Source organism: Streptomyces sp. NBC_00178 (genome assembly GCF_036206005.1).
Classification (GTDB): domain Bacteria; phylum Actinomycetota; class Actinomycetes; order Streptomycetales; family Streptomycetaceae; genus Streptomyces.
Map to the genome: position 1 here is coordinate 6,357,874 of NZ_CP108143.1, position 19,026 is coordinate 6,376,899.

General features: G+C 71.8%; 18 protein-coding genes. 12 read left to right on the forward strand and 6 right to left on the reverse strand.

The features are described 5' to 3' along the window. The first annotated feature begins 125 nt into the window (after positions 1–125). From OHT61_RS27780 to OHT61_RS27790, 3 genes are all read left to right on the forward strand, one after another. A complete protein-coding gene (locus tag OHT61_RS27780) occupies positions 126–1,115 on the forward strand; it encodes a multicopper oxidase domain-containing protein (RefSeq protein WP_329041976.1) in 990 nt (329 codons plus the stop codon). 224 nt (positions 1,116–1,339) lie between these two features. Further along, positions 1,340–2,131: a VOC family protein gene (locus OHT61_RS27785; RefSeq protein WP_329041978.1), complete on the forward strand. Its 792-nt coding sequence runs from the start codon at positions 1,340–1,342 to the stop codon at positions 2,129–2,131. Positions 2,132–2,197: 66 nt separating this feature from the next. Further along, positions 2,198–2,452: a WhiB family transcriptional regulator gene (locus OHT61_RS27790; RefSeq protein ID WP_329041979.1), complete on the forward strand. Its 255-nt coding sequence runs from the start codon at positions 2,198–2,200 to the stop codon at positions 2,450–2,452. An 88-nt stretch (positions 2,453–2,540) separates the two neighbouring features. On the opposite strand, the gene OHT61_RS27795 is transcribed toward OHT61_RS27790, so the two are convergent. The 3 genes from OHT61_RS27795 to OHT61_RS27805 all read right to left on the reverse strand — a co-directional run bounded on the left by OHT61_RS27795 (position 2,541) and on the right by OHT61_RS27805 (position 5,913). Continuing rightward, complete coding sequence (locus OHT61_RS27795) at positions 2,541–3,440, reverse strand: chitosanase (RefSeq protein WP_329043405.1); 900 nt, start codon at positions 3,438–3,440, stop codon at positions 2,541–2,543. 218 nt (positions 3,441–3,658) lie between these two features. Further along, entirely contained in the window at positions 3,659–4,633 is a 975-nt protein-coding gene (locus OHT61_RS27800; RefSeq protein WP_329041980.1) for an acyl-ACP desaturase, read from the reverse strand. A gap of 863 nt (positions 4,634–5,496) precedes the next feature. After that, the gene (locus tag OHT61_RS27805) at positions 5,497–5,913 is read right to left on the reverse strand and encodes an SsgA family sporulation/cell division regulator (RefSeq protein WP_329041981.1); all 417 of its coding nucleotides are present in this window, start codon (positions 5,911–5,913) and stop codon (positions 5,497–5,499) included. A 186-nt stretch (positions 5,914–6,099) separates the two neighbouring features. Here OHT61_RS27805 and OHT61_RS27810 point away from each other — a divergent pair, with 186 nt between their 5' ends. From OHT61_RS27810 to mmpA, 3 genes are all read left to right on the forward strand, one after another. Further along, positions 6,100–7,185, forward strand: coding sequence for a WD40/YVTN/BNR-like repeat-containing protein (locus tag OHT61_RS27810; protein ID WP_329041982.1), 1,086 nt, complete (start codon positions 6,100–6,102; stop codon positions 7,183–7,185). A gap of 101 nt (positions 7,186–7,286) precedes the next feature. Continuing rightward, on the forward strand, positions 7,287–7,964 hold the full coding sequence (locus OHT61_RS27815; RefSeq protein WP_329041984.1) for an endonuclease V: 678 nt from the start codon (positions 7,287–7,289) through the stop codon (positions 7,962–7,964). A gap of 103 nt (positions 7,965–8,067) precedes the next feature. Next, positions 8,068–8,214, forward strand: coding sequence for a morphogenic membrane protein MmpA (mmpA, locus tag OHT61_RS27820; RefSeq protein WP_329041986.1), 147 nt, complete (start codon positions 8,068–8,070; stop codon positions 8,212–8,214). A 29-nt stretch (positions 8,215–8,243) separates the two neighbouring features. Here mmpA and OHT61_RS27825 read toward each other — a convergent pair whose 3' ends face one another. After that, a complete protein-coding gene (locus OHT61_RS27825) occupies positions 8,244–9,434 on the reverse strand; it encodes a saccharopine dehydrogenase family protein (protein WP_329041987.1) in 1,191 nt (396 codons plus the stop codon). Positions 9,435–9,642: 208 nt separating this feature from the next. Here OHT61_RS27825 and OHT61_RS27830 point away from each other — a divergent pair, with 208 nt between their 5' ends. The 4 genes from OHT61_RS27830 (at position 9,643) to OHT61_RS27845 (ending at position 15,516) form a co-directional block, all read left to right on the forward strand. Next, a complete protein-coding gene (locus OHT61_RS27830; protein ID WP_329041988.1) occupies positions 9,643–10,794 on the forward strand; it encodes a CaiB/BaiF CoA transferase family protein in 1,152 nt (383 codons plus the stop codon). A gap of 72 nt (positions 10,795–10,866) precedes the next feature. Further along, a complete protein-coding gene (locus OHT61_RS27835; protein ID WP_329041989.1) occupies positions 10,867–12,009 on the forward strand; it encodes an acyl-CoA dehydrogenase family protein in 1,143 nt (380 codons plus the stop codon). A gap of 89 nt (positions 12,010–12,098) precedes the next feature. Beyond that, positions 12,099–13,313 (forward strand): acetyl-CoA C-acetyltransferase, encoded by a 1,215-nt coding sequence (locus OHT61_RS27840; protein WP_329041990.1) that lies wholly within the window; start codon positions 12,099–12,101, stop codon positions 13,311–13,313. A 31-nt stretch (positions 13,314–13,344) separates the two neighbouring features. Continuing rightward, positions 13,345–15,516 carry a 3-hydroxyacyl-CoA dehydrogenase NAD-binding domain-containing protein gene (locus OHT61_RS27845; RefSeq protein WP_329041992.1) on the forward strand — a complete coding sequence of 724 codons (2,172 nt, stop codon included), beginning with the start codon at positions 13,345–13,347 and terminating at the stop codon, positions 15,514–15,516. A gap of 27 nt (positions 15,517–15,543) precedes the next feature. Here the strand turns inward: OHT61_RS27845 and OHT61_RS27850 are convergent, their stop codons facing one another. Further along, positions 15,544–16,284, reverse strand: a complete 741-nt coding sequence (locus OHT61_RS27850) for a MerR family transcriptional regulator (protein ID WP_329041993.1) — start codon at positions 16,282–16,284, stop codon at positions 15,544–15,546. Positions 16,285–16,494: 210 nt separating this feature from the next. Here OHT61_RS27850 and OHT61_RS27855 point away from each other — a divergent pair, with 210 nt between their 5' ends. Together OHT61_RS27855 and OHT61_RS27860 are read left to right on the forward strand one after the other, a co-directional pair. Next, positions 16,495–16,971: a macro domain-containing protein gene (locus OHT61_RS27855; RefSeq protein ID WP_329041995.1), complete on the forward strand. Its 477-nt coding sequence runs from the start codon at positions 16,495–16,497 to the stop codon at positions 16,969–16,971. Between the two features lie 102 nt (positions 16,972–17,073). Further along, complete coding sequence (locus OHT61_RS27860; protein WP_329041996.1) at positions 17,074–17,706, forward strand: TetR/AcrR family transcriptional regulator; 633 nt, start codon at positions 17,074–17,076, stop codon at positions 17,704–17,706. Between the two features lie 106 nt (positions 17,707–17,812). Here the strand turns inward: OHT61_RS27860 and OHT61_RS27865 are convergent, their stop codons facing one another. Beyond that, positions 17,813–18,688 carry an oxygenase MpaB family protein gene (locus OHT61_RS27865; protein ID WP_329041997.1) on the reverse strand — a complete coding sequence of 292 codons (876 nt, stop codon included), beginning with the start codon at positions 18,686–18,688 and terminating at the stop codon, positions 17,813–17,815. Positions 18,689–19,026: the final 338 nt, after the last annotated feature.

Here is a 19,026-nt window from a genome sequence, read left to right on the forward strand (position 1 = left end):
ATAGGTATGGCAGCAATCGAACGAACTTTGTCCTGAGTGTGGATAAACGAGGTTCCCCCGGCTACCGTGTGGGCCGTCCAGGGGGTGCAGTGCGTCAGTTTCCGTATCTCAGTGGGGAGTTCGACATGGACCGAAGGACCTTCAACCGCCGGATGCTCGTGGGTGGCGGCGTCGCGGCCGCGACCGGGGTGACATCGATGTCACTGGGGGCGGTCCAGGCCACATCGGCGGAGAACCCGGCGAAGACCGCGCCCGCCGGGGGAGCCGTACGCCATCTCAAGCTGTACGCCGAGAAGCTGGCGGACGGGACCATGGGCTACGGCTTCGAGAAGGGCAAGGCGTCGGTCCCCGGCCCGCTCATCGAGATCGTCGAGGGCGACACGCTGCACATCGAATTCGAGAACACCACGGACGTCGACGCGAGTCTCCACGTCCACGGGGTGGACTACGACATCGCCAGCGACGGCACCCGCATGAACCGGAGCCACGTCGAACCCGGCGGCACGCGCACCTACACCTGGCGCACCCACGCCCCCGGCCGCCGCAAGGACGGCACCTGGCAGGCGGGCAGCGCGGGTTACTGGCACTACCACGACCACGTCGTCGGCACCGACCACGGCACCGGGGGCATCCGCAAGGGCCTGTACGGGCCGCTCGTCGTGCGCCGCAAGGGCGACGTCCTGCCCGACAAGACCATCACGATCGTCTTCAACGACATGACGATCAACAACAAGGCGGCCCACGAGGCCCCGAACTTCGAGGCGACGGTGGGCGACCGGGTCGAGGTCGTCATGATCACGCACGGCGAGTACTACCACACGTTCCACATCCACGGGCACCGCTGGGCCGACAACCGGACGGGCCTGCTCACCGGCCCGGACGACCCCAGCCGCGTCGTCGACACGAAGATCTGCGGGCCCGCCGAGTCCTTCGGCTTCCAGGTCATCGCGGGCGAACACGTGGGGGCGGGGGCCTGGATGTACCACTGCCACGTCCAGAGCCACTCCGACATGGGGATGGCCGGGCTGCTGCTGGTCGCCAAGGCCGACGGCACGGTCCCCGGATACGACCCGCCGCACCACGCCGCCGAAGCGGCCGGCGAGCACGAGCACTGACGGCCGCGGAGCTGCCGGCGCGCTCCCGCCGGGTGCGGGCCTGACGGCGGCCCGTGCGGGACGCGCCGGCGGTCCCGGAGGTGCGACGGGCACCCGCCCGCACCTCCGGGACGCGGGCGCGGCGGGGCTGCGGTCCTCGGCGCCCGGTGCAAGACTCGGAGGGGGTGGGAACGCCCGTGCCACGAGGCGCGCGGGTACACGTGCACACGCCCGAGGAGCACACCATGCTCGACCCGTCCTTCGAGACCGGCGCCCCCAACTGGATCGACCTGGGCACCCCCGACATCGACGTGGCCACGGCCTTCTACCGGGGCCTCTTCGGCTGGGAGCTGGTGCCCGGCGGCCCCGAGACCGGGGGGTACGGCACGTACCGGCTGAGGGACAGGACGGTCGCGGGCGTCATGACCGTGTCCGAGGAGCAGGGCAAGCCCGCGTGGTCCGTCTACTTCCAGACCCCCGACGCGGACGCCACGGCGCGGACGGTCGAGCAGGCAGGCGGCACCGCCGCGTTCGCTCCGATGGACGTACTGGACTACGGGCGCATGGGTGGCTTCACCGACAGTGCGGGCGCCTATTTCGGAGTGTGGCAGCCCGGCACGAACACCGGACTCGGCATGATCATGGAGCCGGGCGCACTGATCTGGTCCGAGCTCTACACCCCCGACGTGCCGGCTGCGGCCGCCTTCTTCCACACGGTCTTCGGATGGCAGACCGGGGCGATGCAGTATCCCGGCGGCTCGTACACCATGATCCGTCCCGCCGGCACCGAGGACGACACGTCGTCGTTCGGCGGGCTCGTGCCGCTCGACCAGGCGAAGGCCGGAGCCGCGGCCGGACCGCACTGGCTGCCGTACTTCGCGGTCGAGGACGTCGACGCGACGGTCGCCGCCGCGGAGCGGCTGGGCGGCGCGGTGACGATGGCCGCCACCGACGTCCAGCAGGTCGGCCGGATCGCCGGCCTCGCCGACCCGGCGGGCGCGGCGTTCGCGGTCATCAAGCCCGCACCGATGACCTGACCGTGCACGGGCCGCCGTCAGCGATCGTTGATCACCTGTTTATCGCGACAGGGCACCGTGTCTTCCATGCCGATCAACATCACGACGACCGAAGAGCTCCCCTGGCAGGAGACGGCGCTGTGCGCCCAGGCCGGGCCCGAGTTCTTCTTCCCCGCACCCGGAAGCTCCACCCGCGAGGCAAAGCAGCTGTGCAACGCCTGTGAGGGCCGTACGGCCTGCCTCGAGTACGCACTCACCCACGACGAGCGCTTCGGCGTCTGGGGCGGGCTCTCCGAGAAGGAGCGGGAGCGCATGCGCAGAGGCCGCCGCGACGCGGGCTGACCGCGCACCGCACACGGCCGGGACCGCCGCGACGCGGGCCGCCGGCCGCGACCGGCTCCCGTAGCCGGGCGGCACCTCGGCGACCCGGTCAGTCCAGGCGGAAGGTCTCGCCGTACACCCGCCACACCAGCGGCTTCTCCAGGCCGAGGTTTCCCGCGCGCAGGAACACCCGCTGCGCGGTGTCGATCCGGGTCGTGTCGCGCTGCACCTTCCGCGCCTTGATCGCCGACCTGCTCGCGTCGAGGAAGGCGTTCAGGTACGCCTTCTCGTCGCCGCCCTCCGCGACCGTGTCCGCGGAGGCCGTCGCGGCGTCCCGGATGCCGTAGAAGCCGTCGGCCTCGACACCGGGCCCGTGCAGCACCATCGCGTCGTAGTAGACGAACTGCCCCAGGGTGCCGAGGCCGTCCAGCTTCGCCAGCCGGACCGCGGGATCGAAGTACAGCTCGTCGCGCGTGCGGTCCTGCGCCTCCCGGAACGCCGGTTCGCCGGCGGCCTGGTGCCACGCGTCGGTGAAGCCGGGATCCAGCCCCTCGTGCGAGTCGCTCCCGTCCACCTTGCGGAGGGCGGGGAGGAAACGTGCGAGCGGATTGTCCGGATGGCCCTTCGTGTACGACTCGACCAGGTGCAGCATGTCGCCGGTGCCGGAGCAGAAACCGATGATCCCCGCCGTGTAGCCGGTGCCGTCGCCGATGTCGTCGATCGCCCCGTACCGGCTGCGCCAGTCCAGGGTGGACGCCTCGGCGCTGGACACCAGCCGGGACGCGGTCTCCTTCATCGCGGGAGCGGCGAGACCGGGCGGCACTGAGGCGATCCGCTCCGCGTCCGCGGCCTCGTCCGACCCCTGTCCCGGCCGGGGCGTTGCGGTGGTCCCGCCGGTGGCTCCCGTGGCGGCCTGCCCGACCACGGTGGGCGCCTCGGAGTCGCCGTGGTTGAGCACGATCGAAGCGACGATGGCAAGGGGTGCACCGAAGAGAACCAGACGCGTCACGGATTTCACGCGGACAAGAATACGTTCGGTGAGGTCGTGCGGTGCGGTGCGGCCCGACCGGACGGGCGGCCCACCCCGCCCGCCGCACGCCCCGGAAGGGCGGTTCAGCCGAAGAGGCGGCACACGCCGGAGCGTGCGCCGCCTCTCGCCGCGCGGTTCGGGGAGCGGCCTCCGGGCCGGGAGCGGACCGGTCCGGAGGGTGTCGGGTCGGGCGGCCGTCAGCCCTGTGCGCGGGCTGCCAGTCGGGCCTTGCGTGCGGCCAGCTTCTCGTCGAACTTCGACGCCTCGCTGTCCAGGCCGCTCATGTAGAGACCGAGTTCCTCCTGGGCCTTCAGGCCCTCGGGGCCGAGACCGTCGATGTCGAGCACCTTCAGGTAGCGCAGCACCGGCTGGATCACGTCGTCGTGGTGGATGCGCATGTTGTAGATCTCACCGATCGCCATCTGCGCGGCGGCCCGCTCGAATCCGGGCATCCCGTGACCGGGCATGCGGAAGTTGACCACCACGTCCCGGACGGCCTCCATCGTCAGGTCCGGCGCGAGCTCGAACGCGGCGGCCAGCAGGTTGCGGTAGAAGACCATGTGCAGGTTCTCGTCGGTCGCGATACGCGCCAGCATGCGGTCGCAGACGGGGTCGCCCGACTGGTGGCCGGTGTTGCGGTGCGAGACGCGGGTCGCGAGTTCCTGGAAGGCGACGTACGCGACGGAGTGCAGCATGGAGTGGCGGTTGTCGGACTCGAAGCCCTCCGCCATGTGCGCCATGCGGAACTCCTCCAGCTTGTCCGGGTCCACGGCGCGGGAGGTGAGGAGGTAGTCACGCATCACGATGCCGTGCCTGCCCTCCTCCGCCGTCCAGCGGTGCACCCAGGTGCCCCAGGCGCCGTCACGCCCGAAGAGGGAGGCGATCTCGTGGTGGTAGCTGGGGAGGTTGTCCTCGGTCAGCAGGTTCACGACGAGGGCGATCCGCCCGATGTCGGTGACCTTGGACTGGCTGGACTCCCACGCCTCGCCGTCCTCGAAGACGCCGGGGAAGTTCCGGCCGTCGGAGAACGGGACGTACTCGTGGGGCATCCACGCCTTGGCGACCTTGAGATGGCGGTTCAGTTCCTTCTCCACCACCTCCTCCAGCGCGTACAGCAGCTGGGCGTCTGTCCACGCCTTCGAACTGCCGAGGTGGGGAGAGGTGATCGTCACGAGCGCTCCTGGGGACGGGAGAATTACCTACGGCTTCGTAGGTTACGTGACCGTAGGTTAAGGCGGCGGTAAGGCCGCAGCCAAGCCCGGTCCTCGCACCGCTCGCTCACGTACGGTGATCAGGCCAGCTCAGTGGCCTGTGGTGGCCGCAAGACGGCCCTTTCATGCGTCTGCTCGCGACGCCGTTCCGGATCGATGTCGTGCAGTCCGCCGTCGTCAAGCACAGGTCATCGGTGATCCCCGGTGAGCCGAGGAGGGGACGCCGCGGCTCACCGCGACGAGCGCCCCTCGTACCCCTCCAGGGCCGACGCCGGCCTGCGCACGCCGGACAGGTCGAGACCGTTCGTCTGCTCGTCCGGCAGGACGAGCCGCGGAGCCGGCTCGGCGGCAGCGGTGCCGCCAGTGTGGCACGCAGAAGCTCCCCTCCGGACAACGTCCCCGCGGGGGAGGTCCGAACGGCCCCCTTTGAAAAGGAAATGTGCCAGTCGGGCGCGGCGGCCGTTGTCCTCGGGCCCGGTGCGAAGCGAGCCGGATCGCGCAGCAGCCGTACGCCCTGCCCCGGCCGCAGCCGTGTGCGCGGCAGCTCGACGCGGATCGCCTCGTCGTCCCTCACCGCCTCGACGGTCCGGTCGAGGGCCCCCGGGCGGGACGTCCGGTGTGCGCGGTGCGGTGTTCTCCGGCCGGCTCCCGGGCCGTCCGCCCGCGCTGCGCCGTCACGCCCTTGGGGGATCGCGCCTGATGACCCACCTTTTCGGGCCGTACCGCTGACGTCTGGAGAGCTTGACGTGGGCGTCGGCGAGTTCACGCCTCCGGCGCCGTACGTCCGCCTCCGGGCCGCGGTCGTGACCGACGACGACCAGGACTCAGCAGGCCCCGCCGAGCAGGTCCGTCAGATCCCCGTCGAGGTCGAGGAACCGGTACTCGTCGCCCACCGGGACGAGTTCCTGAGCGCGTTTCAGGAAGCGGCGCAGCTCGGACGTCCGCACGTGCACCATGGCGATGCCCTCGACGGCGTGGAACTCCAGCACCGTGCGGTCGTATCCGAACGGCCGCACCCTGACGTCGCCGACACCCGCGGGGGAGTCCATCCCGGTGGCCAGGAGCTCCCGGGAGAACTCCCAGGACACCTCGGTGCCTTCGAGGGTCGCCGGTGCCGGGAACGCCATGCGGACGGCGAAGGGGTCCCCGCGGTCGTAGTGCAGAGTCGCCGGCAGGGTCTCCATCCGCGGTGCGGACGCGACCATGCGGGCCTGCACGGACTGCTCGATAACGCTGGACAAGACCTGCTCCCTCTCGCCTCGGACGACGGCTCCCGCCATTGGAGTAGACGACGGAACTTCCCCGTCCGTGCACTGCCCGGCAGCGTGAGCTGCGTCACCGCCGGGCCGTCCTCCCCCCGGTCGACTGCCCCGTTTCGCGCGGCGCACCCTGGACGCCCGCGGCGGGGTGGGTTAGCTTCCAGCGCCATGACGGCCATGCGGAAGACGAGACTGCTGGTGGCACTGGGACTCTGCGGGGCGGCGGTGGCCGCCGCGTTCGCCGGACCGTCGGCGCAGGCGGGAGAGGTGAGGCACCGTCACGGGACGCCCGGGTGGGAGCTCACGGCCACCGGGACGGACGCACGGTTCCGCGGCCTCGCCGCCGTGGACCACCGCGCGGCCTGGGTCGCGGGGTCCGGCGGCACCGTGCTGCGCACCGAGGACGGCGGGAGGCACTGGCGCGACGTGTCGCCGGCCGGTGGGGCCGGTCTGGAGTTCCGTGACATCGAGGCCTTCGACCGGCGCAGGGCGGTGGCCCTGGCCATCGGCGAGGGCGAGGCGTCCCGCGTCTTCCGTACGGGTGACGGGGGGAAGACCTGGACGGAGTCCTTCCGCAACGACGACCCCCGGGCCTTCTACGACTGTCTGACCTTCTTCGACAGCCGTCACGGGCTGGCGATGAGCGACCCGGTCGACGGCAGGTTCCGGATCCTGTCCACCTCGGACGGCGGCCGCAGCTGGCGGGTGCTCCCCGCCGCCGGGATGCCGGTCGCCCAGCCCGGCGAGGCGGGGTTCGCGGCGAGCGGCCAGTGTCTCGTCAGCGCGGGCGGCAGGGACGTCTGGCTGGCCACCGGCGGCGCGGCGACCGCCAGGGTCCTGCACTCCGGGGACCGAGGGCTGACCTGGACCGAGGCGGGGCCGGGCATCCCCGCGGGGGACCCCGCGCGCGGGGTGTTCGGCCTCGCCTTCCGTGACCGGGCCCACGGCATCGCCGTCGGCGGTGACTACCGGGCCGGCCAGGCGTCGCCGGACGCGGCGGCCGTCACCGCGGACGCCGGACGGACCTGGCAGCGGGCCACCACCCCGCCGCCGGCCTACCGTTCGGGCGTCGCGTGGCTGCCGCACAGCCGCCGGTCGGCGCTGGCCGTCGGTCCCACCGGCACCGATGTCACGCGGGACGGCGGGCGCACCTGGCGGACGGTGGACACCGGTTCGTACGACACCGTGGACTGTGCCGCGGACGGCGGCTGCTGGGCCTCGGGCGAGAAGGGCCGCGTCGCACGGTTCGCGTGACACCCGGGGCGCCGCCGGCCGGCCGGTGCGTTGCCGGCCGGCGGCGAACCGGCCTGCCGGGCTCCGGCCGCCTCAAGGGGCGGCCCCTAGACTGACCCGCCATGACGACCTTCCGGATGCCCGCCGACGAGGCCGAAGCCCGCGCCGTGCAGGACGCGTTGCGGCCCCGGGTGGTACTGGACGAGCCGGGGCCGCCGCCCGGCACCGGCCTCGTCACCGGGGTCGACGTGGCCTACGACGACGAGCGGGACCTCGTGGTCGCCGCCGCCGTGGTCCTGGACGCCGCGACCCTGGAGGTGGTCGCCGAGTCGACCGCCGAGGGCCGCGTGACGTTTCCGTACGTCCCCGGGCTCCTCGCCTTCCGGGAACTCCCCGCCGTGCTGGCCGCGCTGGAGGGACTGCCCGTGGACCCCGGCCTCGTCGTCTGCGACGGATACGGCAGGGCCCACCCGCGCAGGTTCGGGCTCGCGAGCCACCTCGGCGTCCTCACCGGCCTCCCCGTCATCGGGGTGGCGAAGAACCCCTTCACCTTCCGCCACGAGGAACCGGGCCCGCTGCGGGGCGACTGGGCCCCGCTCCTGGACGGGGACGAGGAGGTGGGGCGCGCCGTGCGCACGCAGGACGGCACGAAGCCCGTGTTCGTCTCCGTCGGCCACCGCACGGATCTGGACGGGGCGTGCGCCCACACGCTCGCGCTGGCCCGGGAGTTCCGCCAGCCGGAGACCACCCGCCGGGCCGACGCGCTGTGCCGCACCGCGCTGCGGGAGGCGGTCGGCTGACGGCGGCTCCGGCGGGAGCCGGGGCAAGGGCGGGGCGGTTCTGTTGCCAACTGAGTACAAGGACGGATGTTCCTCGTCGAACATCAGGGGCAGGCTGGTACACATGATCGACCACCGCGCACCGCAGATGAGCACCGGAACCGTACGTCTCTCCCAGCGCGGCGTCGCCGTGGGCATGACCCTGGGCGTCCTCGCGGGAGCCGCCTGGACCGTGTCCATGGTCGTCACGCTGGCGTCCTGGATGAGCTGACCCCCGGGCCCCACCCGGCCCGGTGGCGGTCAGCGCTCCGCCGCGACCCGGAAACGCAGTCCCGCGGCCGTGAGCCGCCCGATGAGCGCGTCGCCCATCGCCACGGCGGTCGTGACCTGGCCCGATGTCGCCGGCAAGTCGTCCAGGGCGAGTGAGAGCGCCGATTCGGCCAGCATCTTCGCCGTCTCGCCGTAGCCCGGGTCGCCGCCCGACACCTCGGTGAACACCCGCCGACCGCCGCCCTCCCCGACGAAGCGGACCGTGAACCAGCTGCGCCGCCTGCGCCGCTCGTCCGGGCCCGTGCCCGGCTCGACCCGGGCCGACAGCCAGGTGCGTGCCGCGGGTATCTGGGCGGCGCACAGCAGCAGACCCACGGCCGCGGAACCGCCGAGCGCCATCGGCAGGCGCTCGACCGAGGCGAAGTGCCGGTAGCGGAAGTCGGGTCCGTAGCGCTCCAGTGCCCGCGCCGAGCGCTCGACGACGCGCGGGTCCAGGGTGGGCAGGGGCAGCGCCCAGGTGCCCGTCTCCGGGCTGAAGTGCGGTGACCCCTGCGGGGCGCGGGCCCGGCGGCCGACCAGCCGCGGTTCGTGCAGCCTGCGTTCCCTGGCGGCGCGCAGCATCTGCGGGCCGCGCCCCATGGCGGTGAGGGCGGAGGCGAACGTACCGCCCGAGAACACGGCGTCGGTGCGTACGAAACCGTCGACGGTCAGGGGCACGCCCTCGGGAAGCTGCTGGACGGTGAAGTAGGCGCCGAGGTCGTGGGGCACGGAGTCGAAACCGCAGGCGTGCACGAGGCGGGCTCCGGTCTCGCGGGCCCGGGCGTCGTGCTCCAGATACATCCGGTCGACGAACTCGGCCTCGCCCGTGAGGTCCGCGTAGTCCGTGCCCGCGTCCGCGCAGGCGGCGACCAGCTTCTCGCCGTACCAGACGTACGGACCGACCGTGGAGGCCACCACGTGTGCCGAGCCCGCCAGTTCGCGCAGGGCCTCGTCGTCGTCGGCGTCCGCCGTCAGCAGCGGGAGGTCCGCGCAGTGCGGATGGTCCGCGGCGAGGCGGTCGCGCAGGTGTTCCAGCTTCGCGCGGCTGCGGCCCGCCAGGGCCCAGCGGCAGCCGTGCGGTGCGTGGGCGGCGAGATATTCGGCGGTGAGTGCCCCCACGAAGCCGGTAGCTCCGAAAAGGACCACGTCATAGGGGCGTTCTGCCCCGTTCTGCCTGTTCATGAGTGCCTCCGCGGGGAGCCGGGTGCCGATGTGGCAGGCAGAGGTTAGCCGAGGCGTTCGTGGCGCCGTACGGCCGGGAGGGTCTCGGTGCGAGAGGATCCCGGGGGAAGCAACTAAGCGCTTGCTCGGCCAAAAGGGTTGTGCGGAGCGCGGCCGGTTCTTAGCATCATCGATGTTACATCAGTTGTGTCATACCGCTGGGGGCTTGATGACAACGACAGGGCACGGGTCGCGGGGCCCGCTGACCGGGGTGCGCGTCGTCGAACTGGCCGGCATCGGCCCGGGCCCGTTCGCCGCGATGCTCCTCGCGGACCTCGGCGCCGACGTGGTGCGGGTCGACCGCCCCGGGGGTTCGGTGCTCGGCATCGATCCCGCCTTCGACCTCACCAACCGCAACAAGCGTTCCGTCCTCGTCGACCTCAAGGCCGAGGACGGGCCGGCCCAGGTGCTCGGCCTCGTCGAGCGCGCCGACGTGCTGATCGAGGGCTACCGGCCGGGCGTCGCCGAACGCCTGGGGGTGGGGCCCGACGCCTGTCTGGCACGCAACCCCCGGCTCGTGTACGGGCGGATGACCGGCTGGGGCCAGGACGGGCCGCTGGCCGACCGGGCGGGGCATGACATCGCCTACATCGCCCTCAGCGGCACCCTGTCCATGATCGGCGGGTCCGGCGGGCCGCCGACCGTACCGGCCAACCTCGTCGGCGACTACGCGGGCGGCTCGCTCTACCTGGTCGTCGGCGTGCTCGCCGCCCTCCAGCACGCCCGTACGCCGGAGGGGGCCGGCCAGGTCGTCGACGCGGCGATCGTCGACGGCGCCGCCCACCTCGCCACGATGATCCACGGCATGCTGGCGGCCGGCAGCTGGCAGGACCGGCGCGGCGCCAACCTCCTCGACGGCGGCTGCCCCTTCTACGGCTGCTACGAGACCGCCGACGGCGGGTACATGGCGGTCGGACCCCTGGAGCCCCGGTTCTACGACGAGTTCGCCACGCTCCTGGAACTCGGCGACGACGCGCCCGACCGCGACGACCCGGGACAGTGGGAAGCGCTGCGCGCCCGCGTCACCGAGCGGTTCGCCAGCCGTACCCGCGCCGAGTGGACCGAGGTCTTCGAGGGCACGGACGCCTGTACCGCCCCCGTGCTCTCGCTCCGCGAAGCCCCCGGCCACCCTCACCTCGCCGCCCGGGCGACCTATGTGGAACACGGCGGCCTCACCCAGCCCGCCCCCGCGCCCCGCTTCTCCGCGACGCCCGTGTCCGTCCGGAGCGGCCCCGCGCTGCCGGGGGCGGACACCGAGGACGTCGCCGCGGACTGGGACCTGCCGGGCCTGCGGGCGCACGGGAGGGAACCGGCCCGCTGATGGAACGCTCCGCCGGACCCCGTCCGGCGCGCCCGATCTCCACCGTCAAGACATGGCTCCAGGGGGCTTGAAGTGCAACGGCAGATCTTCACCGACGAGCACGACGCGTTCCGCGCGACGGTCCGCACCTTCCTCTCGAAGGAGGTCCTCCCGCACTACGAGCAGTGGGAGCGGGACGGCATCGTCTCGCGCGAAGCATGGCTCGCCGCGGGGCGCCAGGGACTCCTCGGCCTCGCCGTGCCCGAGGAGTACGGCGGTGGCGGCACCACGGACTTCCGCTACAGCGCCGTGCTCGCCGAGGAGTTCACCCGGGCCGGGGTCTCCGGGCTCGCGCTCGGACTCCACAACGACATCATCGGGCCCTATCTCACCGGCCTTGCCACCGAGGAGCAGAAGCGCCGCTGGCTGCCCGGGTTCTGCAGCGGCGAGACCATCACCGCCATCGCCATGACCGAACCGGGCGCGGGCTCCGACCTCCAGGGCATCCGCACCTCGGCCCAGGACAAGGGGGACCACTGGCTCCTCAACGGCTCGAAGACCTTCATCTCCAACGGCATCCTCGCCGACCTCGTCGTCGTCGTGGCCAGGACGACACCCGAGGGCGGCGCGAAGGGCCTCTCCCTGCTCGTCGTCGAACGCGGAGCCGAGGGCTTCGAGCGGGGCCGCAACCTGGACAAGATCGGCCAGAAGTCCCAGGACACCGCCGAGCTGTTCTTCGAGGACGTACGCGTCCCCAAGGACAACCTGCTGGGCGAACGCGACGGCGCCTTCCTGCACCTCATGACCAACCTGGCCCAGGAACGCATGGGCATAGCGGTCGCCGGCATCGCCGCCGCCGAACACCTCCTGGAGATCACCACCGACTACGTCAAGGAGCGCGAGGCCTTCGGGCGTCCCCTCTCCAAGCTCCAGCACATCCGGTTCGAGATCGCCGAGATGGCCACCGAGTGCGCCGTCACCCGGGCCTTCCTCGACCGGTGCATCGTCGACCACTCCGAGGGGACGCTCGACGCCGTGCACGCGTCGATGGCCAAGTGGTGGGCCACCGAACTGCAGAAGCGCGTGGCCGACCGCTGCCTCCAACTCCACGGCGGCTACGGCTACATGGCGGAGTACCGGGTCGCGAAGGCGTTCACCGACGGGCGCATCCAGACCATCTACGGCGGGACGACCGAGATCATGAAGGAGATCATCGGCCGCTCCCTCCTCGCCTGACCTCCCCGCTGCTCGGCCTCGCCGCTCCTCGCCGCTCCTCGCCGTTCCCGCTCCTCGCCGTCCCTCACCGACCCCGAAAGGCAGCTGCCTTGAGTACCGAAGCATTCGTCTACGACGCGATCCGCACCCCGCGCGGCCGCGGCAAGGCCAACGGCGCCCTGCACGGCACCAAGCCGATCGATCTCGTCGTCGGCCTCATCCACGAGATCCGGGGACGCTTCCCGGACCTGGACCCTGCGGCCATCGACGACATCGTCCTCGGCGTCGTCAGCCCCCTGGGCGACCAGGGCTCCGACATCGCCCGTATCGCCGCCATCGCCGCCGGGCTGCCGGACTCCGTGGCGGGCGTACAGGAGAACCGCTTCTGCGCCTCCGGCCTGGAAGCGGTCAACCTCGCCGCCGCGAAGGTCCGTTCCGGCTGGGAGGACCTCGTGCTCGCCGGTGGTGTCGAGTCGATGTCCCGCGTGCCGATGGGTTCCGACGGCGGCGCCTGGGCCATGGACCCGATGACCAGCTTCGAGACCGGCTTCGCCCCCCAGGGCATCGGTGCCGACCTCATCGCGACCATCGAGGGCTTCTCGCGGCGTGACGTCGACGAGTACGCGGCGCTGTCGCAGGAGCGCGCAGCGACGGCGTGGAAGGAGGAACGCTTCGCCCGCTCCGTCGTCCCCGTCAGGGACCGCAACGGCCTCCTCGTGCTCGGCCACGACGAGCACATGCGTCCCGGCACCACCGCGGACTCGCTCGCCGGCCTCAAGCCGTCCTTCGCCGCCATCGGCGAGATGGGCGGCTTCGACGCCGTGGCCCTGCAGAAGTACCACTGGGTCGAGAAGATCGACCACGTCCACCACGCGGGCAACTCGTCCGGGATCGTGGACGGGGCGGCCCTCGTCGCCATCGGGTCGAAGGAGACCGGCGAGCGCTACGGGCTCACCCCGCGTGCCCGGATCGTCTCCGCGGCAGTCTCCGGCTCCGAACCGACCATCATGCTCACCGGACCGGCTCCCGCGACCCGCAAGGCGCTTGCCAAGGCCGGGCTCACCATCGACGACATCGACCTCGTCGAGATCAACGAGGCGTTCGCCGGAGTCGTCCTGCGCTTCGTGCGCGACATGGGTCTGTCCCTCGACAAGGTCAACGTCAACGGCGGCGCCATCGCGCTCGGCCACCCCCTCGGAGCTACCGGCGCGATGATCCTCGGCACGCTCATCGACGAACTGGAGCGCCAGGACAAGCGCTACGGCCTCGCCACCCTCTGCGTCGGCGGCGGCATGGGCGTCGCCACCGTCGTCGAGCGCCTCTGACCGTTCCCCTTCCTACGGAGAAGACAAGCAGATGACCGAGAGCACGACCATTCGCTGGGAACAGGACGAGACCGGCGTCGTCACCCTCGTACTGGACGACCCCAACCAGTCCGCCAACACGATGAACCAGGCGTTCCGGGACTCCATCGCGGCCGTCGCCGACCGTGCGGAGGCCGAGAAGGACACCATCCGGGGCATCATCTACACCTCCGCCAAGAAGACCTTCTTCGCCGGCGGTGACCTGAAGGACATGGTCCGGATCGGCCCGGACAACGCCCAGGACGCCTTCGACGCCGGTACTGCGATCAAGAGGTCGCTGCGCCGCATCGAGACCCTCGGGAAGCCGGTCGTCGCCGCGATCAACGGAGCCGCTCTCGGCGGTGGTTACGAGATCGCGCTGGCCGCCCACCACCGCGTCGCCCTGGACGCCCCGGGCTCCAGGATCGGCCTGCCCGAGGTCACCCTCGGCCTGCTGCCCGCGGGCGGCGGTGTCACCCGCACCGTGCGGCTGATGGGCATCGCCGACGCGCTGCTGAAGGTCCTCCTCCAGGGCACCCAGTACACGCCCGCGCGGGCCCTGGAGAACGGGCTGATCCACGAGGTCGCCGCCGGGCGTGAGGAGATGCTCGACAAGGCCCGCGCCTTCATCGACGCCCACCCGGAGTCGCAGCAGCCCTGGGACGTCAAGGGCTACCGGATCCCCGGCGGCACCCCGTCGAACCCGAAGTTCGCCGCCAACCTGCCCGCCTTCCCCGCCAACCTGAAGAAGCAGCTGGCCGGCGCCCCCATGCCCGCGCCCCGCAACATCATGGCCGCGGCGGTCGAGGGCGCGCAGGTGGACTTCGAGACCGCGCAGGTCATCGAGGCCCGCTACTTCACCGAGCTGGTCACCGGCCAGGTCGCCAAGAACATGATCCAGGCGTTCTTCTTCGACCTCCAGGCCGTCAACTCCGGTGCCAGCCGCCCCGCGGGCATCCCGGAGCGGCCGGTCCGCAAGGTGGCCGTCCTCGGCGCCGGCATGATGGGAGCCGGCATCGCCCACTCCTGCGCGCGTGCCGGAATCGACGTGGTGCTCAAGGACGTGTCCACCGAGGCCGCCGGGAAGGGCAAGGCGTACAGCGAGAAGCTCCTGGCCAAGGCGCTGTCCCGCGGCCGTACGACCGAGGCGGAGCGCGACGGGCTGCTGGCGCGCATCACCCCGACCGGTGACCCGGCCGACCTCGCGGGCTGCGACGCGGTCATCGAGGCCGTCTTCGAGGACACCGCGCTCAAGCACAAGGTGTTCGAGGAGATCCAGGGCATCGTCGAGCCCGACGCGCTGCTCTGCTCCAACACCTCGACGCTGCCCATCACCGTGCTCGCCGAAGGCGTTGAACGGCCCGCCGACTTCATCGGGCTGCACTTCTTCTCGCCGGTCGACAAGATGCCGCTCGTCGAGATCATCAAGGGCGAGAGGACCGGTGACGAAGCCCTCGCGCGGGCCTTCGACCTGGTGCGACGCATCAAGAAGACCCCGATCGTCGTCAACGACTCACGCGGCTTCTTCACCTCGCGTGTCATCGGGCACTTCATCAACGAGGGTGTCGCGATGGTCGGCGAGGGCGTGGAGCCCGCGTCGGTCGAGCAGGCGGCGGCGCAGGCCGGCTACCCGGCCAAGGTGCTCTCCCTCATGGACGAGCTGACGCTCACCCTGCCGCGCAGGATCCGCGACGAGACCCGCCGCGCCGTCGAGGAGGCGGGCGGCACCTGGGCCACGCACCCCGCCGACGAGGTCATCGACCGGATGGTCGACGAGTTCGGGCGGCCGGGCCGCAGCGGGGGAGCGGGCTTCTACGAGTACGGCGAGGACGGCGGCCGGGGCGCCCTGTGGCCCGGACTCCGCGAGCACTTCACCCGCCGGGACGTGGAGATCCCGTTCGAGGACATGAAGGAGCGGATGCTCTTCGCCGAGGCACTGGACAGCGTCCGCTGCCTGGAGGAGAACGTCCTCACGACCGTCGCCGACGCCAACATCGGCTCCATCATGGGAATCGGCTTCCCCGCGTGGACCGGCGGAGTGCTCCAGTACATCAACGGTTACGAGGGCGGCCTGCCCGGCTTCGTGGCGCGCGCCCAGCAGCTGGCCGAGCGTTACGGCGACCGCTTCCTGCCGTCCGCGCTCCTGCTGGAGAAGGCGGCCGGGGGCGGGACGTTCCACGACTGACGTCGACGCCGGCCCCGCGGGCCGTGCTCACCCCTGCTCCTCGGCGGTGAACGCGGCCCGCAGTTCCTCCTTGAGCGATCGCTGGAAGGCGGTCAGCAGCGCCTGCAGCACCATCGGCTGCATGTGGGCGGAGAGGGACTTCATCGCCTTCACGTGCTCCGGGTCCGACTCCCGCTCCCGGTAGGGGTTCCACACCTCGTCCCGGAACAGCCGCGTCAGCTCGTGGGCGGCCGACCTGGTGTGCTCCAGCAGGACCGTGCGTGCCGCCAGGATCGTCTCGTGGGCGATGGGCACGTCCAGGAGTTCCACCCCGAGCCGCAGCAGGCCCGGATCCACCCTGAGCGGCCCCCCGGGCTTCTCCGCGCGCTCCAGCACCCCCATGGCCGCCAGCCGGTCCACGTCCTGCCTGCTGAGTGTCCGGCCCGCGCGCCGCTCCAGCTCGCCGCGCTCCATGTCCTCCGCGGCGTCCGGGGCCCACGACGCCACCAGCGCGCGGTGGATCGCGAGGTCCTGCGCGCTCAGGTCGGGCGGGAGCTGCTGGAGGTAGCGTTCGATGGCGGCCAGCGTCATGCCCTGGTGCTGGAGCTCCTCGATGAGCGCCAGCCTGGAGAGGTGCGCGTGGCCGTAGTGGCCGACGCGCCGGGGGCCGATGACCGGAGGCGGCAGCAGGCCCCGGGTGCTGTAGAAGCGCACCGTACGCACCGTCACCCCCGCCCGCGCCGCCAGTTCGTCGACGGTCAGCGTCGGCTCCTCGGTCCCCGCAGCCATCTCTGCTCCTCGCTCCTGCCGGCCGGTGCGCGTGTCCGCGGTGTCCCGGGGGTCTCCCGGCGGCCGGTGCGTCACCCAGGTGCAACAGTATTGCTGTCTCACCACTGTTGTGTAAGTGTCCGGTGCCGGGGGCCCGCGACAGATCCCGCGGTGGCGGTCCGCCTACGTGGTGCCGGGGCCGGTGTCAGTGACGGCCCGTACGGTGACGTCATGCCGGGAATCACGTACGTCCAGGGGGACGCCACCGTGCCGCAGGGCAAGGGTGCCAAGATCATCGTCCATGTCTGCAACGACCTGGGCGGCTGGGGCAAGGGCTTCGGCGTCGCGCTGTCGCGCCGGTGGCCGGAGCCCGAGACCGCGTACCGACGCTGGCACCGTGAGCGCGCGGGCAACGACTTCGGGCTGGGCGCCGCGCAGTTCGTCCAGGTCGACCCGTACGTGTGGGTCGCCAACGTCGTGGGCCAGCGTGGGATACGCACCGCCGGCAGGGGTGCCCCCGTGCGCTACGAGGCGATCGCCGACGGCCTCGCCAAGGTGGCCGCACGGGCGTCCGCGCTGGGCGCCTCGGTCCACATGCCGAGGATCGGCTGCGGGCTGGCCGGTGGCCTGTGGTCCCGGGTCGAGCCCCTGATCACGGAGCGGCTCGTGAACCGTGGGGTCGAGGTGACGGTGTACGACCACGGGTGAGGGCGGTGACGGGCCGCCGGCGGTCGCGTCACAGGGACACGGGACGGGTGACTCCGTCGCGTGGCCGATAGGGTGGGGACGCCACCGCGGACGGGAGGCCCCATGGCGGCACGGAGCGCTGACGAGACCCTGCTGGCCAGGGCGCTCGTCGAGATCCCACCTTCCGACGCGCTGAACGAACAGATCCTGGACGCCGCACGCGAGCAGTTCGTGACGTTCGGGCTGCGGCGCTCCACCGTCGACGACGTGGCCAAGCGGGCCAAGGTCTCGCGCGTGACCGTGTACCGGAGGATCGGCAACAAGGACGGTCTCGTCTCCGCCTGTCTGCTGCGTGAGTACCGGCGCTTCGTGGCGGACGTCGACGAGGCCGTGGCGTCGCTGCCGACCATCGAGGACCGGCTCGTCGCCGGGTTCGTGGCCGTGCTCAAGCACATCCGCGAACACCCGCTGGTCGGAGGCCTGCTGCGGCTGGAGCCGGAGACGCTGCTCCCCTTCCTCACCCTGGAGAGCGGGCCCGCCTTCGTCGCGATGCGTGAGTACCTGGCCGACCGGCTGCGTCATGCCCAGCGGGCCGAAGGCCGCCCGGAGACGGACCCGACGCCCGTCGCCGAACTGATGGTGCGGATCACCGTCTCCTTCCTCCTCAACCCGGTGAGCTGCTTCGAGCTGGACGACGACGAACAGGTGGGCGCCTTCGCCCGGCGTTACCTGGTACCGCTGCTCAGCGTGCGCTGAGCCGGCCGTGGAGCGGGTGCGGCGCCCCGAGGCACCCTCGCGCTCCTCCCACCGGGACGCTCCCGTGCAGGGCGCGTCGCGGAGAGCCGCCCGCTCCGGCGGGTCATCACCTCTCTACCGGCAGGGGCTCCAGCGGACGGCTCCGTGCCCAGTGCGGGCCGAGGTCGTCGAGCCGGTAGCCGAAGGGGTAGCTGCGGGGTCTCGGCCGGGAAGGTATCCAGCGCGGCCGGGCGGGCAGCAGGCGCACCCCGTGCGAGCGGGCGCGCACGAGCCGCACCGCCGCCGCGCGCGCCCACCAGGGCTGCGCGGGGAAGCCGAGCGCCCGCAGCAGTGCTTCGTCCAGCAGGGCGAGCGAGAACCTGGCGACCAGCGGGCGCAGCGGCGCCGGATACCAGGCCGCCATGACCCGGAAGGTGGCGTTGGCGACGCGACGGTTCGCCGGGTCGTAGGCGAACATCCGGGCCTCGTAGGAGTCGAGCAGCGCCTCGAAGCCCTCGTAGGTGTCGGGGGCGCCCTCGATGCCCATCATCTCGGCCATGCGCCTCCCCACCTCCGCGAGTGCCGCGGTCTCCTGCGGGCAGAGGGGACGCCAGCCGAAGCGGTCGATCCACCGTTTGGGGCCGACCACGGTGGTGGCCAGCACGTAGAGGTAGTCCTCGTTCGGGATGCGGTACCTGCCGTGGATGCGGTTGAGGTGCCGGGCCGCAGCCCGCGCCCGCTCCGAGTCGAATCCCTCGGCCGCCATCTCGTAGCCGAAGAGGACCGTGTCGTCGTAGCGCTTCTGTCCGTTGCGCTCGAACTCCTGCGTGCGGTCGAGGAGCGAGGAGATCCTTGGCACGCCGTAGTCGCGCAGGAAGGCGACGCTGATGCCCTGACGGTAGTCCCACGGGAATTCGTACTGCGACATCAGCCGGAGTATCTCGGCGCAGTCGCGGGCTGGATCCATCCGGCGGATCTCACGCAGTCGGCTGTAGCGGCCCATGGTGTGCAACCTCCTCGGTGGACGGGAGCCGTTCGGGTACGAACCCGCGGGGGAGGCCTCCGGTGCGGCCGTCACGGGCTTCGGGCGGTACGTCGGGGCGAGCAACTCGTAGCCGCAACAAGCGAGGTGATGAGTCATCACCTCGCGAGCGTCAAAGTTACAAATACTATCGACTTGTTTCATCGGGTGCGTCAACACCGCCACCGCTGCTGTACGAGGGGCAGGGGGGTTGCAGGCGGACAGGGCGCGGAGCGCCTGGCCGCCCGGCCTCCGCCTCGCCCGCCCTCCCGGGATCGCATACTGGAAGACACGGGGCCGCGCACAGGTCCGCGTCCCGC